Raw genomic sequence first — 18421 nt, forward strand, 5'->3', positions numbered from 1 at the left:
AGGAGCAGAGGAGCAGAGGAGCAGAGGAGCAGAGGAGCAGAGGAGCAGAGGAGCAGAGGAGCAGAGGAGCAGAGGAGCAGAGGAGCAGAGGAGCAGAGGAGCAGAGGAGCAGAGGAGCAGAGGAGCAGAGGAGCAGAGGAGCAGAGGCATAAAAATGTTATTTTTATGCACAAAAGCTAACAATTCCGAAAGATTCAAAATTTCAAGGTATTTAAAAGAAACTGAGTATTTGATTATAATGGCTGAGACATATAAAAATATAAAGATATCAGACATAATAAACGGCGCTCGCCTTATTTTTCCGTTTCTTCCCTCCGAATCCATGCCCGATGCCCATTTTGACTTTTGAATGAGTGACTTTTGACTTTCCTAGCCCTTTTGATAAGCTTGCGTACTTAAATTTTTACAAAATGTCTCTATGCAAAAGCGGCAGCGGTTGACCCGATGCCGCTCTCCGGGTACACAACTATCACTCATTAAATTACTATCACCTCTTGAACTGCAAAAAAATGGATATTTACATGGATAAAACAAGCGTGCCTCAAAACGAACAACAAAACGGGCTGAATTTTGATTCACCTATCGGGTATCGCGGTCAACGGTGGTTGGTAGAAGAACGAGATGCTTGTGGCGTTGGCTTTATCGCCAATAAAGAGGGCGTAGTAAGCCACGAACTGATCGCTAAATCCCTGTCTGCGCTGGCTTGTCTGGAACATCGGGGCGGTTGCAGCGCCGATCGAGATTCAGGGGATGGCGCTGGCTTGATGACGGCTATTCCTTGGGAATTGTTGAGTCAGTGGTTTGCACAAAATGCGCGACCTATGCCGGAAACCGACTCTATTGCGGTGGGAATGGTGTTTTTGCCCCAGGATGCGGCAAGGCAACTGAAGTGCAAGCAAGTTGTTGAGGGGATATTGGCTGGTGCGGGGTTGAAACTTTTGGGTTGGCGGGAAGTACCTGTTGAGCCAGAAACGCTAGGAACCCAAGCGAGGGAAAACCAACCGCGTATAGAGCAGTTATTGGTCACCAGCGATGATTTGCGGGGGGACTCCCTAGAAAGAACTTTGTTTGCGGTTCGCAAGCGAATTGAGAAGGCGCTAAGAGCTGAAAATCGACAAGGTTCGCAACCTACAGGACTCGGTAGCGATTTTTATGTATGCTCGTTCTCCAGTCGCACGATCGTCTACAAGGGGATGGTGCGATCGGCAGTCTTGGGCGAATTCTACACGGACTTAAAAAATCCCGTGTATGCGAGTAATTTCGCTATCTATCACCGCCGCTTTAGCACCAACACGATGCCCAAGTGGCCGCTAGCCCAGCCGATGAGGTTTTTGGGACACAATGGCGAAATCAATACGCTTTTGGGCAATATCAACTGGATGGTAGCGCGGGAGGCGGATTTGGACTGCGAGGTTTGGGGCGATCGTTTGTCAGACCTCAAACCAATTGTCGATCGGGATAACAGCGATTCCGCTACGCTGGACAATGTGCTGGAATTGCTGGTGCAGTCCGGGCGATCGCAAGAGGAATCTTTGATGATTATGGTGCCGGAAGCTTATAAAAACCAGCCCGATCTAGAGAAATATCCCGAAATTGTTGATTTTTACGAATATTACAGCGGCATTCAAGAATCTTGGGATGGTCCGGCTTTGCTCGTGTTCGCGGATGGCAAGAAGGTGGGGGCAACCCTCGATCGCAATGGTCTGAGACCGGCTCGTTATACCATAACTCGCGACGGTTATATTGTTGTGGCTTCAGAAGCGGGCGTCGTAGATATACCCGAAGCAGACATATTGGAAAAAGGTCGCCTCGGCCCTGGTCAAACGATCGCTGTTGACTTGGAGAATGGCGAGATTCTCAAAAACTGGGAAATTAAGCAGCGTATTGCCAAAGAATTGCCCTACGGTGAATGGTTGAAATTGCGTCATTCTCTGGCGGTTCAACCGGAAACGGAAACGCCTGCAATGGAAGCTAACACCTTGCTGCGCCATCAAACTGCTTTCGGCTACACACTGGAAGATGTGGAAATGATTGTTGAAGAAATGGCATCTAGTGCGAAGGAACCCACTTTCTGCATGGGAGATGACATTCCTTTAGCCGTCCTGTCGCAAAAGCCGCATTTACTTTATGACTATTTTAAACAGCGATTTGCTCAAGTAACTAATCCAGCGATCGATCCTTTGCGAGAGAAGCTGGTAATGTCTCTGAGTATGTATTTGGGCTTGAAGGGGAATTTGTTGGCAGCATTGCCTGAATATGCAGGGTTGCTGAAGCTGGAGTCGCCAGTCTTGAACGAGGCTCAATTGGATGCTATCCGCAATCTCGATCCTGAATTTGAAACGTCTACCTTATCTACACTTTTTGAAATCGCCGCTGGGCCAGAAGGTCTGGGGGTTGCAGTTCGCAAACTCTGTACCAAAGCAGCTGAGGAAGTGCGAAATGGAAAGAAGATTTTAATTTTGAGCGATCGAGATGGTCACGGCCTGGATGAGAATTATACCTACATTCCTCCACTGCTGGCTGTAGGAGCTGTACATCACCACCTGATTCGCGAGGGGCTGCGGATGAAGGCTTCTATTATTGTCGATACGGCTCAATGCTGGAGTACTCACCATTTTGCCTGTCTTCTAGGCTACGGTGCAAGCGCCATCTGCCCGTATCTCGGTCTGGAAACGGTACGGACTTGGTGGCGCAATCCCAAAACCCAAAGTTTCATGGAACGAGGCAAGATTCTATCTTGTACTTTAGGGAAGGCGGAAGCGAACTATTGCAAGGCGGTGGAAGATGGTTTGCTGAAGATTTTGTCGAAGATGGGCATTTCCCTGTTATCGAGTTACCAAGGGGCGCAAATTTTTGAGGCTATAGGTATCGGTTCGGATTTGCTGCATTTGGGCTTTGCGGGTACTGCATCTCGCATCGGCGGTTTGACTGTGGCGGAATTGGCTTCAGAGGTAATGTCTTTCCACTCCAAAGCTTTTCCAGAACTCACCTTTAAGAAGTTGGAGAATTTTGGCTTCGTTCAGTACCGTCCGGGTGGCGAATTCCACATGAACAGCCCGGAAATGGCTAAGGCGCTGCATAAGGCGGTGGCTGTATTTAAGGAGATGGAATATGGGGAGGAGGAAGATTCTTCAATCCAAAATCCGAAATCTTCTCTTGCGAAGGTGGGCATCGTGACGGGAACCGCCAAGACGCCCACTTCGCGCAAAATCCAAAGTGGATACGATCACTACGAAACTTATCGGAAATACTTACAAGGTAGACCGATAACGGCGCTCAGGGATTTGTTGGAGTTTAAGAGCGATCGCACACCCATCCCTTTGTCAGAAGTAGAGTCGGTTGCGTCCATCGTCAAGCGTTTCTGCACTGGGGGAATGTCTCTGGGTGCCTTGTCGCCAGAAGCTCACGAGGTGTTGGCGATCGCAATGAACCGACTCGGCGGTAAGTCGAATTCTGGGGAAGGTGGCGAAGACCCGGTACGCTATAAGGTACTGAACGATGTGGGTGCGGATGGAAAATCTGCCCTATTTCCCCACCTCAATGGTCTAAAAATGGGCGATACGGCTTCCAGCGCTATCAAGCAGGTGGCGTCGGGTCGTTTTGGGGTGACGCCAGAGTATTTGATGAATGCCAAGCAAATAGAAATTAAGATCGCCCAAGGCGCCAAACCGGGGGAAGGCGGTCAATTGCCCGGAAAAAAGGTAAGTCCCTATATCGCCATGCTAAGGCGATCGAAGCCCGGTGTGACGCTGATTTCGCCGCCTCCCCATCACGATATTTATTCGATCGAGGATTTGGCTCAACTGATTTTCGATTTGCACCAAATTAATCCCAAAGCACCTGTATCTGTCAAACTGGTCGCGGAAATTGGCATCGGCACCGTCGCTGCTGGGGTGGCGAAGGCAAATGCGGATATCATTCAAATTTCCGGTCACGATGGAGGCACGGGCGCATCGCCGCTGAGTTCTATTAAGCACGCTGGTTCTCCGTGGGAACTTGGTCTTACCGAAGTGCATCGCGTGTTGATGGAAAATCAATTGCGCGATCGCGTTATTCTCCGGGTGGATGGCGGCTTCAAAACAGGCTGGGACGTACTCATGGGAGCCCTGATGGGCGGCGAAGAGTACGGTTTCGGTTCTGTAGCCATGATTGCGGAAGGCTGCATTATGGCGCGGATCTGCCATACAAATAACTGCCCCGTAGGAGTGGCCACCCAGCAAGAGCAACTGCGGAAGAGGTTTACTGGCGTACCGGAAAACGTAGTGAATTTCTTCTACTTCATAGCGGAGGAAGTACGACAAATCCTGGCGCATTTGGGTTATTCTTCGTTGCAGGATGTTATTGGTCGGGCCGACTTGTTGAAGACGCGATCGGATATTAAGCTTGCCAAGACGCGATCGCTCAATTTAGATTGCTTGCTGCAATTACCGGATACGAGAGAAAATCGCACGCTGTTAAACCACGAAAAAGTTCACAGCAACGGGCCAGTTCTGGATGACGAACTGTTAAACGACCCAGAAATTCAGCTAGCCATCCGCGAGATGACCGTAGTAAGCAAGACATTGCGGGTGGTGAATACTGACCGAACGGTGGGCGCAAGACTTGCAGGTGCTCTAGCATCTCAATACGGCAACAACGGCTTTGAAGGCCAGATTTCCCTCAACTTTATCGGTTCCGCCGGTCAAAGCTTTGGTGCCTTCAACCTCCCCGGCATGATTTTGCGACTGGAAGGGGAAGCCAATGACTATGTGGGCAAAGGTATGCACGGCGGCGAAATTATCATCAAACCCCCCGCAGAAGCTACCTACGACTGGGCACAAACTGCTCTAGTTGGCAATGTCTGTCTGTACGGCGCAACTGGCGGCACTTTGTTTGCCAGCGGTCAAGCAGGCGAGCGCTTTGCGGTGCGGAACTCTGCTGGAGTCGCAGTCATAGAAGGCGCTGGCGATCACTGCTGCGAATATATGACTGGTGGAGTTATCGTCGTGTTGGGCAAGGTGGGCCGGAATGTGGGTGCTGGCATGACTGGCGGTTTGGCCTACTTCCTCGATGAGGATGGCAGCTTTCCGCTTTATGTGAATCCAGAAATTGTCAAGCTTCAACGAGTAGCGACTGCTGTTGGGGAACGGCAATTGAAGGAGCTGATAGAAGCTCATAGCGATCGCACCAGCAGCCAAAAAGCTAAGATTATTCTTGAGAACTGGGCAGAATTTTTACCTAAATTCTGGCAAGTTGTGCCTCCCTCAGAAGCTGATTCTCCAGAAGTTAATCCAGAAGTTGCTCAAGAAAAAGTTCTCAGTTCGGTTCAGTCAACAGTTGCTTGCGATACACCAACCCTGAGATCCCCCTAAATCCCCCTTAAAAAGGGGGACTTTGAGGCTCTTGTTCCCCCCTTAAAAAGGGGGGCTAGGGGGGCTCGTCTGATACTTCTCAAACATCCTCTTAGATTTCAAATTTGAAATCTCAAATCTAAAATTTCACTGTTCCCTATCTTTCATTTCTAAAAGTTCCGGCACAGTCACAAACTTGTACCCCTGCGACGAGAGCTTATCGATTATTTCAGGTAAAGCTCTCACAGTTGCAGAATGGTTTCCACCACCATCGTGCATCAGCACGATATCGCCCGATTTAGCCTTACGGAGAACGTTTTTAATCAACTTTTGTGCAGGCAGAGGACGATAATCCATCGGGTCGTTAGACCACTTAGCTATAGCATAGTTTTTTTGCTCAGCATAACCTGCTGGCCCATTATTCATAATACCACCGGGCGGACGAAATAGAAATGTTCTCACTCCCGTAGTTTTGTAGATCAAATCTGCTGTGTCATCAATTTCATGAGCAGCTTGACTAGCGTTCATCTTGCGGTAAGAGTGGCTCCACGTATGGTTGGCTATAGCGTGTCCCTCCGCTACTACTTGCTGCGCCAATTGTGGATAATTTTTTACGCATTGCCCCACCCAAAAAAACGTCGCCTTGATGTTGTTCTTCTTTAAAATATTCAACACTTGTAAAGTAGTTTTAGGCCAAGGCCCATCATCAAATGTGAGGGCAATAACTTTCTGTTCCCCCGAAATAGCTATCTTATTAAAGGTTTTTCCCTGAAACTGAGTGGGTACTGCAAAAGTTTTGGTTTTTATTCCCCCTTGTGGGATTTCTTGACTTTGTTTGGTATCTGTTTTCTCAATGTTTGACTCAGGGTATGAGTTGAGAGGTATTGCATCTTCATTTACTTGAAGGTGAGGCTGGATGACCGGAAATTGTGGGGATGGAGTTAATTTTTCAAGAGCGACTTCTGAGTTTAAAATCCGCTGTCGAGGTAAGGGCTCTAGCTCAGACACAGAAGCCCCTGGGGTTCGAGCGACAGATTGGTTGGCAAAAAAGTGAATACCGATGACAAAACAACAAGCACCAGTAACGAGGGTAATGAATACTAAAAGCCTTACAGTTATAGGGTTCCTATGAGTCAATTTACTTCTCATTTCACTCCACCACCAGGTATTATTGGAATTTAAGGTTTTAGATTTTAGATTTTTAATTTCAGATTTAAAATAAATCTTATCTCCTTCTAAAATTAAAAATCTAAACTCTTCTTTCTTCCCTAGCCCCTATCTTCTTTTGACTTTGGGTTTTTGACTTTTCACTTTTATAGCCCCTCTTCCTTGTAGAGGCTGACAATTCGATCGGTAACCTCAGCTATGCTGAGACCATCAGTTAGGATCTCAATAGAATCGGGTGCTTTTTGCAAGGGCGCTACATCGCGGTTGCTGTCCTTCCAGTCGCGTAAGACAAGGTTTTGCTCCATCTGCTCTAAACTTAGGTCTGCCTCACCTTGATTTTTCAGTTCCTGCTGACGCCTCTTAGCTCGCTCATGTACTGAAGCAGTTAAGAAGATTTTGAGTTCTGCATCTGGGAAAACATGAGTGCCAATGTCGCGGCCCTCCACAACAATGCCGCCTTTTTCGCCCCACAACTGCTGTTGTTTAACTAGCTCCTGACGGACGCTGAGCTGAGCTGCTATAGCAGAAACTTGGGATGTCACTTCTAAACTGCGAATGGCTTGCGTGACCTCCTGGCTGTTAATCCAGACGCGGACGGGAGCTTGGGGCTCATCGCTCATCCGCAGGATTATTTCACACTTGCACACCATTTCTGCGATCGACGGTTCATCCTCAATTGGAATATCAGATTGCAGAACCAGCCAAGTTACAGCTCGATACATAGCTCCCGTATCCAGATATAGCAGCCCCAAAGCTTGGGCTACCTGACGAGCTACAGTAGATTTTCCCGCTCCTGCTGGGCCATCAATTGCCACAATAGGCTGACGGTTTCTGAGAAGAATATTATCAATGAGGCGGGTAGAACCCAACCTCGCTGCTAGAGCCAAAAGTCCGACCTCCTCAATTTTGTCTAAAGGTATCAAAGTAGTAGGGTCTACCGACTCGACATACTCAAGTTCAATAGTCGGAACCATTGCCAATTCTAGCTTAACCAGAGCAATCAATTCGGCACTCGATCGTTCACCTGCCAAAAACGCCCGTTCCGCTTGCCGTAAGCTGCGATACAAAACTGACGCCTCCTCTTTCTCCTGGGCTGTCAGATACTGATTCCGAGAACTAAGCGCCAGTCCAGAAGACTCGCGCACCGTCGGACAGGCGACAATTTCCACAGGTAAATTTAGATCTGCCACCAGACGCCGAATGATAGCTAGTTGCTGAGCGTCCTTCTGACCAAAATAAGCCCTAGTCGGCTGTACCAGGTTCAAGAGTTTAGTCACAATTGTGGCAACTCCTTGAAAATGACCGACGCGGGAACGACCGCACAAAACAGATGTCATCGATTCTGGAGGAACAACCTGCGTGAGTGCTTCTTGAGTGCTGAGTGAAAAATTTTCCCCCGTTTTCCCGTTCCCCCGCTCCCCCACTCCCCCGTTCCCATTCATTCCCATCTCTTCAGCAGTGGGGACAAAAATAGCATCTACCCCAGCTTTTTCACATAGTTGCCGATCCGGTTCTAATTGGCGGGGATACTTTTGAAAATCTTCACTCGGTCCAAATTGCAACGGATTAACAAAAATGCTGACAATGACAATAGAATTTTGTTGTCTAGCACGTCCTAGAAGCGTCAGATGACCAGCGTGCAGAGCTCCCATAGTAGGAACCAAGCCGACCCCTTGCTCTATCCCATCTCCTTCAAGCTGGCCTATACGCAAATAACAGTGCAGCGCAGCAACCGTAGTAAAAACTAGCACTTTTGTTAATTAGTTGTTAGTCATTGGTCATTAGTCATTAGTCATTGGTCATTGGTAAATCTCACTAATGACCAATGACTAATGACTCTCCCTGTAGCGTTAATTTTCATCTAGAGCTACGGTTTGCGGTTTGCCCAGAACTTCTAAGCTTACTGTCGCCACTCCAGTTTGCATCATTCCCAAGCTTCGGGCTGCTGCTGCTGAAAGATCGATAATCCGTCTCCCAGAATAAGGCCCACGGTCGTTAATGCGTACTACAACAGAAAGACCGTTATTGAGGTTCGTTACCCGTACTTGGGTTCCAAAAGGTAAGGTACGATGGGCGGCGGTTAGAGCATTTTGGTTGAAAATCTCACCGTTGGCGCTGCGATTGCCATGAAAGCCTGGGCCATACCAGGAAGCCAATCCTCTCACGCTTGATACCACTGGAATCGCCCTTAAGGTAATTTGTACTGGCTTTGGCGCGGGTATACCGGCAATATACCTCAAGGGCGGAGCGTTGGATATGAGTCGGCGGAGTCGATTGGTTACTTGGAGGGCATCTTCAGCAAGGTTGTTGGTAGTGTCTGGAAGGATGGTATCTGCATTGATCTCGACTAGGTTTTCACCACCTACTTTAACGATGTAGCTTACGCCCGTTTCTCTTGCTTGGGATGTATGGCGACTAGAGGGAATTGCAGACTGAAACTGTTGTTGTCCGTTAAGTCTTGTTGTGGAAGACGGTAGTGTTATTGAAGCATCGCGAGTACTATTCCAGACAACTGTAATAGTATTAGCATCTATTTTGTCGCGATTAAGCTGATTTATCCTTGTAGCGACCGCTGTTGCTCGCCAAACCGGATCGATCGCGATCTGACTAGCTGAGGCAGAACTAAGAAAGGTAAGGACGGGAATATCGCGCAAGTAAAGCGTTGCAGCCTGACGACCTGCAAATTCGTGGGGTTTAACCTGGGCGATAGTATCTGCTTCAAGGCGCGGACTGGGCGTTAGCCCAGATCTAGTTTCACCAGAGCGATTTGTTTGAAGTCTAGGCAAGTTAGCCTTATTTTCCTGGGGTTCTGTCTTACTGCTAAGCTCATACCCTGTACCCATCCTGACTGCATCAACTCGCTCTTGGGTCGCCTGAAGAGAAGCTAAAGCAGAAGTAGTTTTGTCAGCTGTCAGTTGTCCGTTGTCCGTTGTATTCCCGCTGACCGCTGACCGCTGACCGCCGATCGTGGACGAGGCTTCAGTTTGTTGCTCAATTGCTTTGGTAGCTTCTGCATGACTGGATGATGTAGTACTAAATGCAGTTGTAAGTAAAGCGGCAATAAGGCCACTCCAAAGTTTTAGATTCATAGGCTTTTCGTGAATCGAGATAGAGGCCGCTACTGATGTTGCTTTTTATGGCAGGGGATAGCACCCGACCGTAGAATTCGACCCTGTAAACTCGTACTCGTTCCGTGTACACTTCTGAATTTGTAACTGCAACAGACTACCACGAAGTTTTGTGTTTGGGGATCGGTGTGACTCTGTAGTGAGCCACAACTTTATCAAAACTTTAAAATTAAATTGTGATAAAAATACCCTTCTAACAAGGGTTTAGGGAGATTTTGCCCTCATAGCGTTCCTTTAAACTTTATGAAAACTTTACATAAGCCGTTGCCGATTTATGGGCGGTTGATTACCGATGTTGGGATTAGATGTCGGTTTACTGTCTTCCTGTAACTGATAAACCTTCTACGATCAAAGAAGGTGTGTAGCAATTGCCATTCCACTCGGCATCACCTCCCAGTGCGATGACTTGCTTGAGGGCTGTGTAAACGTTACCGGCGGCCATAGTATCTTTGACTCTGCCGACGATTTGACCGCCACTTACCCGGTAGCCCAGATCGATATTGATGGAAAATTCTCCAGAAATCCCGGCACTGCCCCCCAGCATTTGATCGACGACCAATCCATCATCCATTTGAGCGATTAAGTCAAGCATTGACCCCGATCCGGGTTGAATGAGCAAGTTAAATAAACCTGGGGTGGGATAGCTGCCCAATCCGGGACGAAATCCATTGCCGGTAGTGCCCGATCCTAAACGCCGACCAGTAGTGGTGTCGGTGTAAAAAAGCTGCAAGATGCCATTTTTGATAAAGGTCAGGGGTCGGGTGGGAGTGCCTTCATCATCGAAGGGGCAGCTAAATGGGCCACGATCAGGCCGTTGTTCGAGGGTCAAGGCTTCGGAAATTACCTTGCAGCTGTGGCTAGAGCTCCAAGGAGAAGCGCCTTCTATGACCATTTTGCCGTTCAAAGCAGCTTGGACGGTGCCCCAGATCATGTCGGCGGCTTTGGCGGTGAATAACACCGGCACCCGACCGACGGAAGGTGAAACGTTTTCTTTACACCAATTCAACCGCTGTAAAATTTGTTGCGCCAGCGCTACAGGATCTAGGCTGTCGCGCTGGGTTTGTCCGTCAGCAACGCTCAAAAAATCATCGCCTCGCACCCATTCTGTGCCTAGATAGCAGCTGAGGGTAGTATCGGTGTGCGAACAATCGAGTCCTTGGGAATTGACTAGGCGCGTAGTTTCAACTTCGCATTCCCATTCAGCACTTACCAGGACTTCTGGGTAGGCGTCTCGAATTAGCGCGATCGCTTCTTTTCCCCAAACTACCAGTTGTTCTACTGTTACGGCTTGTCCTACATCGGGATATATTGCTTTTGTGGCCCCGACCAGTTCTACTGGTTCCGGTTCGTTGAGGTGCGAAAGCGCGATCGCACTTTCCACTAAAGCTTTTGGTTCCACTGGCCCATAGGCGACTGCCAATCCCGGACAACCATTTTTCCACAGTCGCAGTGCTGTCCCTTCAGCTTGGGCGCTTTCCAGTTGCTTTAGTCGATTGGCTTCAAAAAATACTGGTTTGGAGAGCGATCGCGACTGATAAACTTCAGCTGCTTGGGCCCCCGATCTGGCTGCTAGTTCGAGGAGCTGTTCTGCTAGTGCCTCTGGTTGGAAATCGTCATAACCCATAACGCGATTTTCGATTTAGACTGAAAAATTGAAAAATTAAATTTCTTCTTCAGGACTTACGCAAAAATCCTGATTTTGCCCCCCCGACCCCCCAAAGAAAGGGGGGAGAAAAAACTTATTCCCCCCTTTCTTTGGGGGGTTAGGGGGGCCAATGCGTAAGTCCTATTCTTCTCAAATCTAAACTTACCAAAAAACGAGCTATAGCCCCGTTCTTTTAAGGCTGGGGATGTAAGCGATTTGTGGAGGTCGCGCCACGCAGGCTTGTGGATTTTTTGTCAAGCGATATCATCTTGCAAGAGCCAGAAACCCGCAAAAGATTCTGCTTGACGATCGGACTGAACAGCTAAAAAATGCACATTTTGGGCTTTTTGCTTGGCTTCTTCAAATCCTTTGGCTTCGGCAATGGTGGCTGCATCTTTGATATTAGCCAGAATCCAGCGATCGCTAACACCTGTTTCTAATAGCAATCTCGCCGGAGTCACAGAGTCAAATTTGAGGCAAGCTAGTTCCAAACCGGATATCCACGCAGCTAAAGGCATAGCTCTAGATGAGAAAATGATCAAACCTGGAATGAGGGAATCTGGCGTCACTCCCCGCGCCTGCAAAGGAAAAGCTTCTTTAAAGCTAATGTCCCATTCCGGCATTTCTGCAAATGCGGATGCCTCTAAAGTTACAAACGCCCATTGCTGTCCGATCAAAGCATCGGGTAGGGGTAGGGGTGGCTGACTTTCTATTAGCACAGAGGGATTGGGGCCAACAGGTACGAAGCCGGGGTAGTGTGGATATACCTCTTCCATCCGACATCTGAGCCAACGATTGAGGTTAAATGTGCGGCGGCTGGGGTAAGCTGGGATACCCAAATCTTCGCAGGCTTTGGTAATCATATTAGTCATCTGGACGCGGAAAAAGCGGATTTTTTGGGGGGGTTGCCCAGATTGAGCGATCGCTTCCTCCAAAGCCGTCCGCAACCAAACAGAATTTACCTGCTGATTGGAACAAAACTTAGCATACCGGAAGATGGACTCAGGCTCCTCTACCACATCTTGGGGGCTATCGCATATCAGCACTTCCCATAATTTTTTCTTGTTCTCGTCCAGAATGGGCTTTGAATAATAGTCAAGCTCCCATATTTTGCCCATAAGTTTTTGCGATTTTTATTTAGACTATTGCCGATTTGGCATGATATCAGGTTATCAGCTTCTGGTTGTTCCTAATTCGGATGAGATTGGCGATCGCCTCAACTAATTCTACTGGCTCGACTGGCTTAGAAATATGCCGCCCAAACCCCGCTTCCAGAGCCTTTGTGCTGTCTTCTGCCCTAGCATACGCAGTTACGGCAATGGCTGGAATAGCTCTCCCTTGTGGCGACTCTAAGGCTCTCACTCGGCGAATGAGACTGTAGCCATCTTCATTTGGCATCCCCAAGTCACTTATCAGCACATCTGGATTTAGTCTTTTGAGGAGTTGAACTGCTTCTGCTGCTGATGTTGCTCCGATCGCTTGGGCCCCGTACTGTTGGAGCATGAAAACGTGAAGTTCCAGGGTATCAGGTTCATCATCGACTACAAGTATCCGCAAACCATTGAGTTGTAGAGCATCGTCAAATGGTATGCTGGGTTCGATCGTCTGCGCTTGCGCCTTCATCAGCGGCAGTTGCACTGTAAACGTTGCGCCTTTTCCCTCACCTTCGCTTTCTGCATAGATAGTACCGCCGTGCATTTCTACCAAATGTCGTGCGATCGCTAAACCCAATCCCAGTCCGCCATGCCTTCTATTAATTGAGCCATCTGCTTGACGGAAATACTCAAAAACATGAGGAAGAAAGTCTCCACCAATTCCTTTACCTGTATCTCTTACTTGAATTTGAGCATAAGATTTTTGAGTTGATAATTCTGCACTCTCGACTAATGAAAGTTCAACTTCAACACACCCGCCGGGAGGAGTAAACTTAATCGCGTTGCCCACCAGATTCCACACTATCTGTTGTAAGCGGCTGGCATCGCCTGAAACGAGAAATTTTGGATTTTGTACTTGGGATTTTAGATGACTAGAAAATTCATCATATTCTATAGATACTGAGTTCTCAAGTGCATTTTCCAATCCCAAATCCGACATCACAAATCTCAAATCGATTGATTTAGCTTCAGCAGCCAAACGTACAGTTTCGAGCGCTGCCTCAATTGGGAATTTTAAATTAACTGGGCAGACATTTAAGCTAATTTTTCCCTGCATGATGCGGGAGATGTCGAGTAAATCTTCAATTAGCCTAGTCTGCAATATGGCATTGCGCTCGATCGTTTCTAGCGCCTTGTCAGTCTTCACCTTGTCAAACTGACGGGTTCGCAGGAGCTTTGTCCAACCGAGAATGGGATTGAGAGGCGATCGCAATTCGTGAGAAAGCACTGCCAGAAATTCATCCTTAATGCGATTCGCGGCTTCAGCTTGGGCGCGTGCAGCTTGCTCTCTAGCCAAGATTTGGGCGCGTTCTGACTCAATTTGCTTAGCGGGAGTGATATCGGTGTGAGCGCCTACCCACTCTCGAATACTGCCATCTTCCGCAAAAACAGGTACGCCACGAGCAAAGAAATAGCGGTAATTTCCATCTGCTGTCCGCAACCGATGCTCAATCTCATAGATACTTTTCGTTTCAATTGTATGAATCCAGCTTTTTGCAGTGTAGTCTCTATCCTCTGGATGAACCGCGTTCAGCCAACCCCATCCTTTAACTTCTGAAGCACTTTGACCTGTTAAACTTTGCCAAGATGGTAGGTCATCAATAATAAGTCCTTCAGCATTTGTTGTCCAAACCGCTTGCGAAGTAGCAATTACCAGAGCGCGATAACGCTCCTCACTTTCTTTTAAAGCTTTTTGTTCATGGCGCAAGTCTTCAGCCAGTAACTCAGCTTGTTGGCGTGACAAAACTTGATCGGTAACTTCAAATCCAAAAGCCATCACGCCTTCAATTTTGCCATCCAGACCGTACTTAGGCTGGTAGACGAAGTTAAAGAACCCTTCGTCAATTGTTCGGTTCCCCCGCCTGTTCAGCTTGATGGGAAACTCTTTGCCTACAAATGGTTTGCCAGTAGCAATCACGCCATCAAGGATTTCGTAGATTCCTTGGTTTTCAAGCTCTGGAAACAATTCGCCAAGTGATTTACCGATCAGTTCTTGTTTACCCACAAGTTGATAGTAAAGTGGGTTAGCGAACTCATAAACAAGTTCAACACCCTTACTCCCGTTTAGGATCGCTATAGATGCAGGAGCATTCATCAGTAACGAATGCAGGTAAGTGCGCTGTATTTCCGCCTCTGCTCTTGCTGCCTGTTCCCGTGCTAGCATTTGAGCGCGTTCTGCTTCAAGTTGCTGCCTTTCCAACTCTGTTGCCACCCTTGTAGCAAAAATGGTCAGCAAAGATTCTGCTAGTTGGATATTCGCTAAAGGTTTTGCATCCATTACCGCCAGCAATCCCAATGGCATTCCTGTAGAGTCAAACAACGGCACAGCAATGTAGCTCTCAATAGACAATTCTCTGAGCAGGTTAGCTTGCGGAAATTGGGCTTGAACCTGACGGGGATAGCAACATATCTTACGTTGCTCAATCGCCTCGTGACAGGGTGTATCGCGCAGAGGGTATTCCATGTTGTCCGCCATTTGTCCCCCCATGCAGACAGCAATAGTTCTGAGGGTTTCACTGTCGTTCCCAACTATCTGAGCAATGTAGGCGCTATCAACATCCAAAGCTTTAGTTAGGTGTTGCACCAGGGAGAAGAAAAACGTCTCCCCTGTTGCGGCGGAGACTGCGTTAGATGCCTCTTGGAGCGCGGCATTTATCTGGACAACTTGGCGAGAAGCTAGCCGTAGCTCTAATTGGTCAACTACCATCGCCGCTAAGTCAGCCAGAGTGGCTCGCTGTTCGTCACTAAAATCGTCGCGCGGCTTGGTGTCCAGAATACACATAGTACCAAGATTAAAGCCATCCTGAGTGACTAGAGTAGCACCTGCATAGAAGCGAACGCCTGGTTCGCTCAGCGCCGCAGGGATGCAGGCGAAACGAGAATCTTTTCTAGTATCTGGAACGACTAAAACATCGTCAATTAAAAGAGCGAAGCTACAAATACTGTCCTCGCGCCTGACTTCGCGGCTGTCAAAACCGTAGCAGGATTTGAACCAGGCGCGAAATTGGTCAACCAAGGAAACTAGAGCGATCGGTACATCAAACAGACGCGCTGCTAGATTAGTGATGCGATCGAAGCTTTCTTCAGGTGGGGTATCGAGAACATTGTATCGACGCAGTGCTTCTAGCCGTTCTACTTCGTTAGGAGGTAGGGGAGCAGTGGTTAAACGAACTGCAAGAGGCACTTCTGACATAGGGTTCGGGGTTGGGAAGCCTTTTATGTAGTTGTAGCAGAGAAGGTTCTATCATAGCCCGGACTTTTGGTGATTTTGGTAAAGTCGAAACTGTTTTTGCTACGACCTTGCCAAAGGTCTATTAGACATCTTCCAAAAGACCGAAATTTAGGATTTTTTTGACCACAGATATCCACAGATAAACACAGATGAAAACATAAATACATTTTACTTTTGCAATCTTGTCTATTGCCAAGAAAAATGGGCGCTGGAGGATTTCACCTCTTTCCTTTTTCCGCGCCCATTCGTGCTAACGCGCCTTTGCGGTTCTTTCAAAAAAAGCGATCGCTTCCTACGGCACTTCGATCGGAATCAGCGCATTTTCTGGCATATAACTACAAAAACGATCGCCCTCAGAAAGAACTAAGATCAGCCTGATCGGATAATCTGGCTCAATGTGCAAATCTGCCCAAGGTATCGCCAGCTCCAAACAACTCTCAAGTCCGACTTGAGCGCGAGTGGGACGGTCATGCCATTGGTGATTCTCTCCAGCTTCTTGAAACCAAAGTGAATTGGTCAGTAAATTAATTCCCAGATGGTGGTGGAACAGATAATTTAACGGTGGTTCTTCTGGTAGATTTGCCAGGGGAATTGGACTGTTTGGCATCGTGCGGTCAGGATAAAACCAGAGCAAATTTAACTGAGGCGGACAACCTTTCCCCGGCAGAACCCCGGTTTGAAAATCCAATCGCAAATAGAAATTAAGGTGATCTACCCCATACCAGATGCGCTGGATGGCACTGCTGCGGTGCATTGTACCCCTGGCTCCACCAATTTCAATCCGACCGGCTTTATCCCAGTCTTGCTCATCACCGACTCCATCAATGACAGGATGAATAAAGCTTTCGGGTCGGTGATCCCCTCGCGCTTCATGCACTTCTACGGGTCGGCGTACATTGTCTGGGACTGGTAAATTCAACGCCTGGTAGATACCCGCCAAATGTTCGCGGAAAAGTTGATCGAAAATGGCATCTTGGTTGGAGGAATGACCTTCGCCAAACCACCAAAACCAATCGGAACCTTCTGCTGCATATAATGCTTCCCAGACTTCTGGATTGTTCTCTTCTGTTACCTCTGGGCGGTCTGCCAGAACTTGCCGTGCCTCTGTGAGCAGATCCCAGGCGCGATTTTTGGCTGGGTCGCCTATCCAGGTGGTGAGATTGCCATCGACCCAGGAACCTGTGTGCAACTTCTCTGCGGTCAGGGTTGCTGTTGCAGGGAAGTTGTCGATAAATTCTGAGACGGTTACGAGTTTTATTTCTGAATGGTCGCTGAAAGTCTGATAAAGAGCTTCCAGGAAGGGCTTGCCATCGAGTTGGTAGTGTTCCCAGCAGTTTTCGCCATCAAGGGCAATTGTAACCAGCCAAGGTTCTTGCAAAGCTGTTTCGCCACTAGATTGACGATGTTTCAGGGAACGTGCGATCGCTTCCAAATGGCCCACCAAGTCAGCTGCCGCCTTCTTCGGTTCCATCGACGCATAAGTAAAACCAATCAAATCGGAAAGGCGGTGATCGCGAAATACGATCGCCAATTCACCTGCGTGCGTTTCCAAGCGATAGGGACGGTACAGTAACTCCGGTTCGCCAACATTACCAGAACCATCGCGGTGGAAAAAGTGATTGATAGTGTTGCCCAGCACAGCTTCATCAGAAACTAGCCACTTAAATCCTTGCTGGGCTACGTAGGGCAAAATCTGGGGACTAACTGCTTCTTCCGAGGGCCACAAGCCACGAACTTCGCATCCAAAGCGTTCTGCATAAAAATCCCAGGCTTTTTGTAAGTGCCTGGGAATATCTTCTTCCCACTGGAATCGATGGTGGGGCAAATTCATGTTGGGGACCGCTACCCGTCCCACATCAGTATTGGCTAGCAGGGGCAAGATGGGGTGGGTGTAGGGTGTTGTGGTCACTTCCAACTGCCCGTTCTCCTGCATTGAACGGTGCTGGGGAACGATACGGCTGAGGATTTCTCGCTGCTTGGAGTAAATCCGCTGGCGATCGCTTAACCTAAAATTTCTCCCTTGTTCCAACCACTTGGCAATTTCTGGGTCATCCCAAAACAGCGGATCGAACCAAGCTAAGTTATGCCAAGCTAACAAATCGCTGTAATCTTGCAGGTTCCAGTTTTCTCTGCACCACGACCTTCCTTTTTCTTGTCGTTGCGTATATAGTTCGGCATAACGAGGATTGGGGTCGATCAGAGTGTGGTGGTTGGCATCAAAAAAATGCTCAATGATAAATATTTTCTGCGCTTCGTTTAGCCGTTCTGTCGGTGTCAGCGCTACTGCTAGGTAAGGGTCCATCGCCGTTCCAGCGATATAATCTTCCAGTTGCAGAATCAGAGAAGGCACTAAATTGACTGTTTGATGCAGCTTGGGATAGCGTTCCAGCAGGAGTACTAAATCTAAGTAATCTTTAGTACCATGCAGCCGCACCCAAGGCAGATGGTATTGGCCCATATTGGGCACCAACGCCGTCGGATCGGCTAGAAAGTCTCTACTCCGACTTTTGTACAACGGTTGATGCTGGTGCCAAATGAAGGCGACGTATAGGGGATGAGACATAGAGGGAAGGGGCTAGGGGCTAGGGGCTAGGGGCTAGGGAAGAGGGGCTAGGGAAGAGGGGCTAGGGGCTAGGGAAGAGGGGCTAGGGGCTAGGGGCTAGGGAATAGGGGGAAGAGGGGGAAGATTCTGCTCCTCTGCTCCTCTGCTCCTCTGCTCCTCTGCTCCTCTGCTCCTCTGCTCCTCTGCTCCTCTGCTCCTCTGC

8 protein-coding genes are annotated in these 18421 nt (G+C 48.3%); 1 reads left to right on the plus strand and 7 read right to left on the minus strand.

The annotated features are described in order from the left end of the window. Nucleotides 1-521 precede the first annotated feature (521 nt). Nucleotides 522-5351, plus strand: coding sequence for a glutamate synthase-related protein (locus LAY41_RS31020; protein ID WP_249106425.1), 4830 nt, complete (start codon nucleotides 522-524; stop codon nucleotides 5349-5351). A 126-nt stretch (nucleotides 5352-5477) separates the two neighbouring features. Here the strand turns inward: LAY41_RS31020 and LAY41_RS31025 are convergent, their stop codons facing one another. The 7 genes from LAY41_RS31025 to LAY41_RS31055 all read right to left on the minus strand — a co-directional run bounded on the left by LAY41_RS31025 (nucleotide 5478) and on the right by LAY41_RS31055 (nucleotide 18219). Continuing rightward, complete coding sequence (locus LAY41_RS31025; RefSeq protein ID WP_249106426.1) at nucleotides 5478-6467, minus strand: polysaccharide deacetylase family protein; 990 nt, start codon at nucleotides 6465-6467, stop codon at nucleotides 5478-5480. A gap of 176 nt (nucleotides 6468-6643) precedes the next feature. Beyond that, the gene (locus LAY41_RS31030) at nucleotides 6644-8248 is read right to left on the minus strand and encodes a bifunctional pantoate--beta-alanine ligase/(d)CMP kinase (protein ID WP_249106428.1); all 1605 of its coding nucleotides are present in this window, start codon (nucleotides 8246-8248) and stop codon (nucleotides 6644-6646) included. A 99-nt stretch (nucleotides 8249-8347) separates the two neighbouring features. After that, on the minus strand, nucleotides 8348-9586 hold the full coding sequence (locus tag LAY41_RS31035; protein WP_249106429.1) for a septal ring lytic transglycosylase RlpA family protein: 1239 nt from the start codon (nucleotides 9584-9586) through the stop codon (nucleotides 8348-8350). A 352-nt stretch (nucleotides 9587-9938) separates the two neighbouring features. Next, nucleotides 9939-11249, minus strand: coding sequence for a TldD/PmbA family protein (locus LAY41_RS31040; RefSeq protein ID WP_249106430.1), 1311 nt, complete (start codon nucleotides 11247-11249; stop codon nucleotides 9939-9941). A 275-nt stretch (nucleotides 11250-11524) separates the two neighbouring features. Then, nucleotides 11525-12388, minus strand: a complete 864-nt coding sequence (locus tag LAY41_RS31045; RefSeq protein ID WP_249106431.1) for a Tab2/Atab2 family RNA-binding protein — start codon at nucleotides 12386-12388, stop codon at nucleotides 11525-11527. A 46-nt stretch (nucleotides 12389-12434) separates the two neighbouring features. After that, nucleotides 12435-15617 (minus strand): ATP-binding protein, encoded by a 3183-nt coding sequence (locus LAY41_RS31050; RefSeq protein ID WP_249106432.1) that lies wholly within the window; start codon nucleotides 15615-15617, stop codon nucleotides 12435-12437. Nucleotides 15618-15948: 331 nt separating this feature from the next. Further along, entirely contained in the window at nucleotides 15949-18219 is a 2271-nt protein-coding gene (locus LAY41_RS31055; RefSeq protein WP_249106433.1) for a glycoside hydrolase family 57 protein, read from the minus strand. Between the last annotated feature and the right edge of the window lie 202 nt (nucleotides 18220-18421).

Origin of the sequence: Argonema galeatum A003/A1, from assembly GCF_023333595.1 — a bacterium.
Lineage (GTDB): Bacteria > Cyanobacteriota > Cyanobacteriia > Cyanobacteriales > Aerosakkonemataceae > Argonema > Argonema galeatum.

Coding starts and splice junctions, on each gene's coding strand:
- LAY41_RS31035 (WP_249106429.1), bottom strand. CDS start 9,586: ATGAATCTAAAACTTTGGAGTGGCCTTATTGCCGCTTTACTTACAACT.
- LAY41_RS31045 (WP_249106431.1), bottom strand. CDS start 12,388: ATGGGCAAAATATGGGAGCTTGACTATTATTCAAAGCCCATTCTGGAC.
- LAY41_RS31055 (WP_249106433.1), bottom strand. CDS start 18,219: ATGTCTCATCCCCTATACGTCGCCTTCATTTGGCACCAGCATCAACCG.
- LAY41_RS31020 (WP_249106425.1), top strand. CDS start 522: ATGGATAAAACAAGCGTGCCTCAAAACGAACAACAAAACGGGCTGAAT.
- LAY41_RS31040 (WP_249106430.1), bottom strand. CDS start 11,249: ATGGGTTATGACGATTTCCAACCAGAGGCACTAGCAGAACAGCTCCTC.
- LAY41_RS31050 (WP_249106432.1), bottom strand. CDS start 15,617: ATGTCAGAAGTGCCTCTTGCAGTTCGTTTAACCACTGCTCCCCTACCT.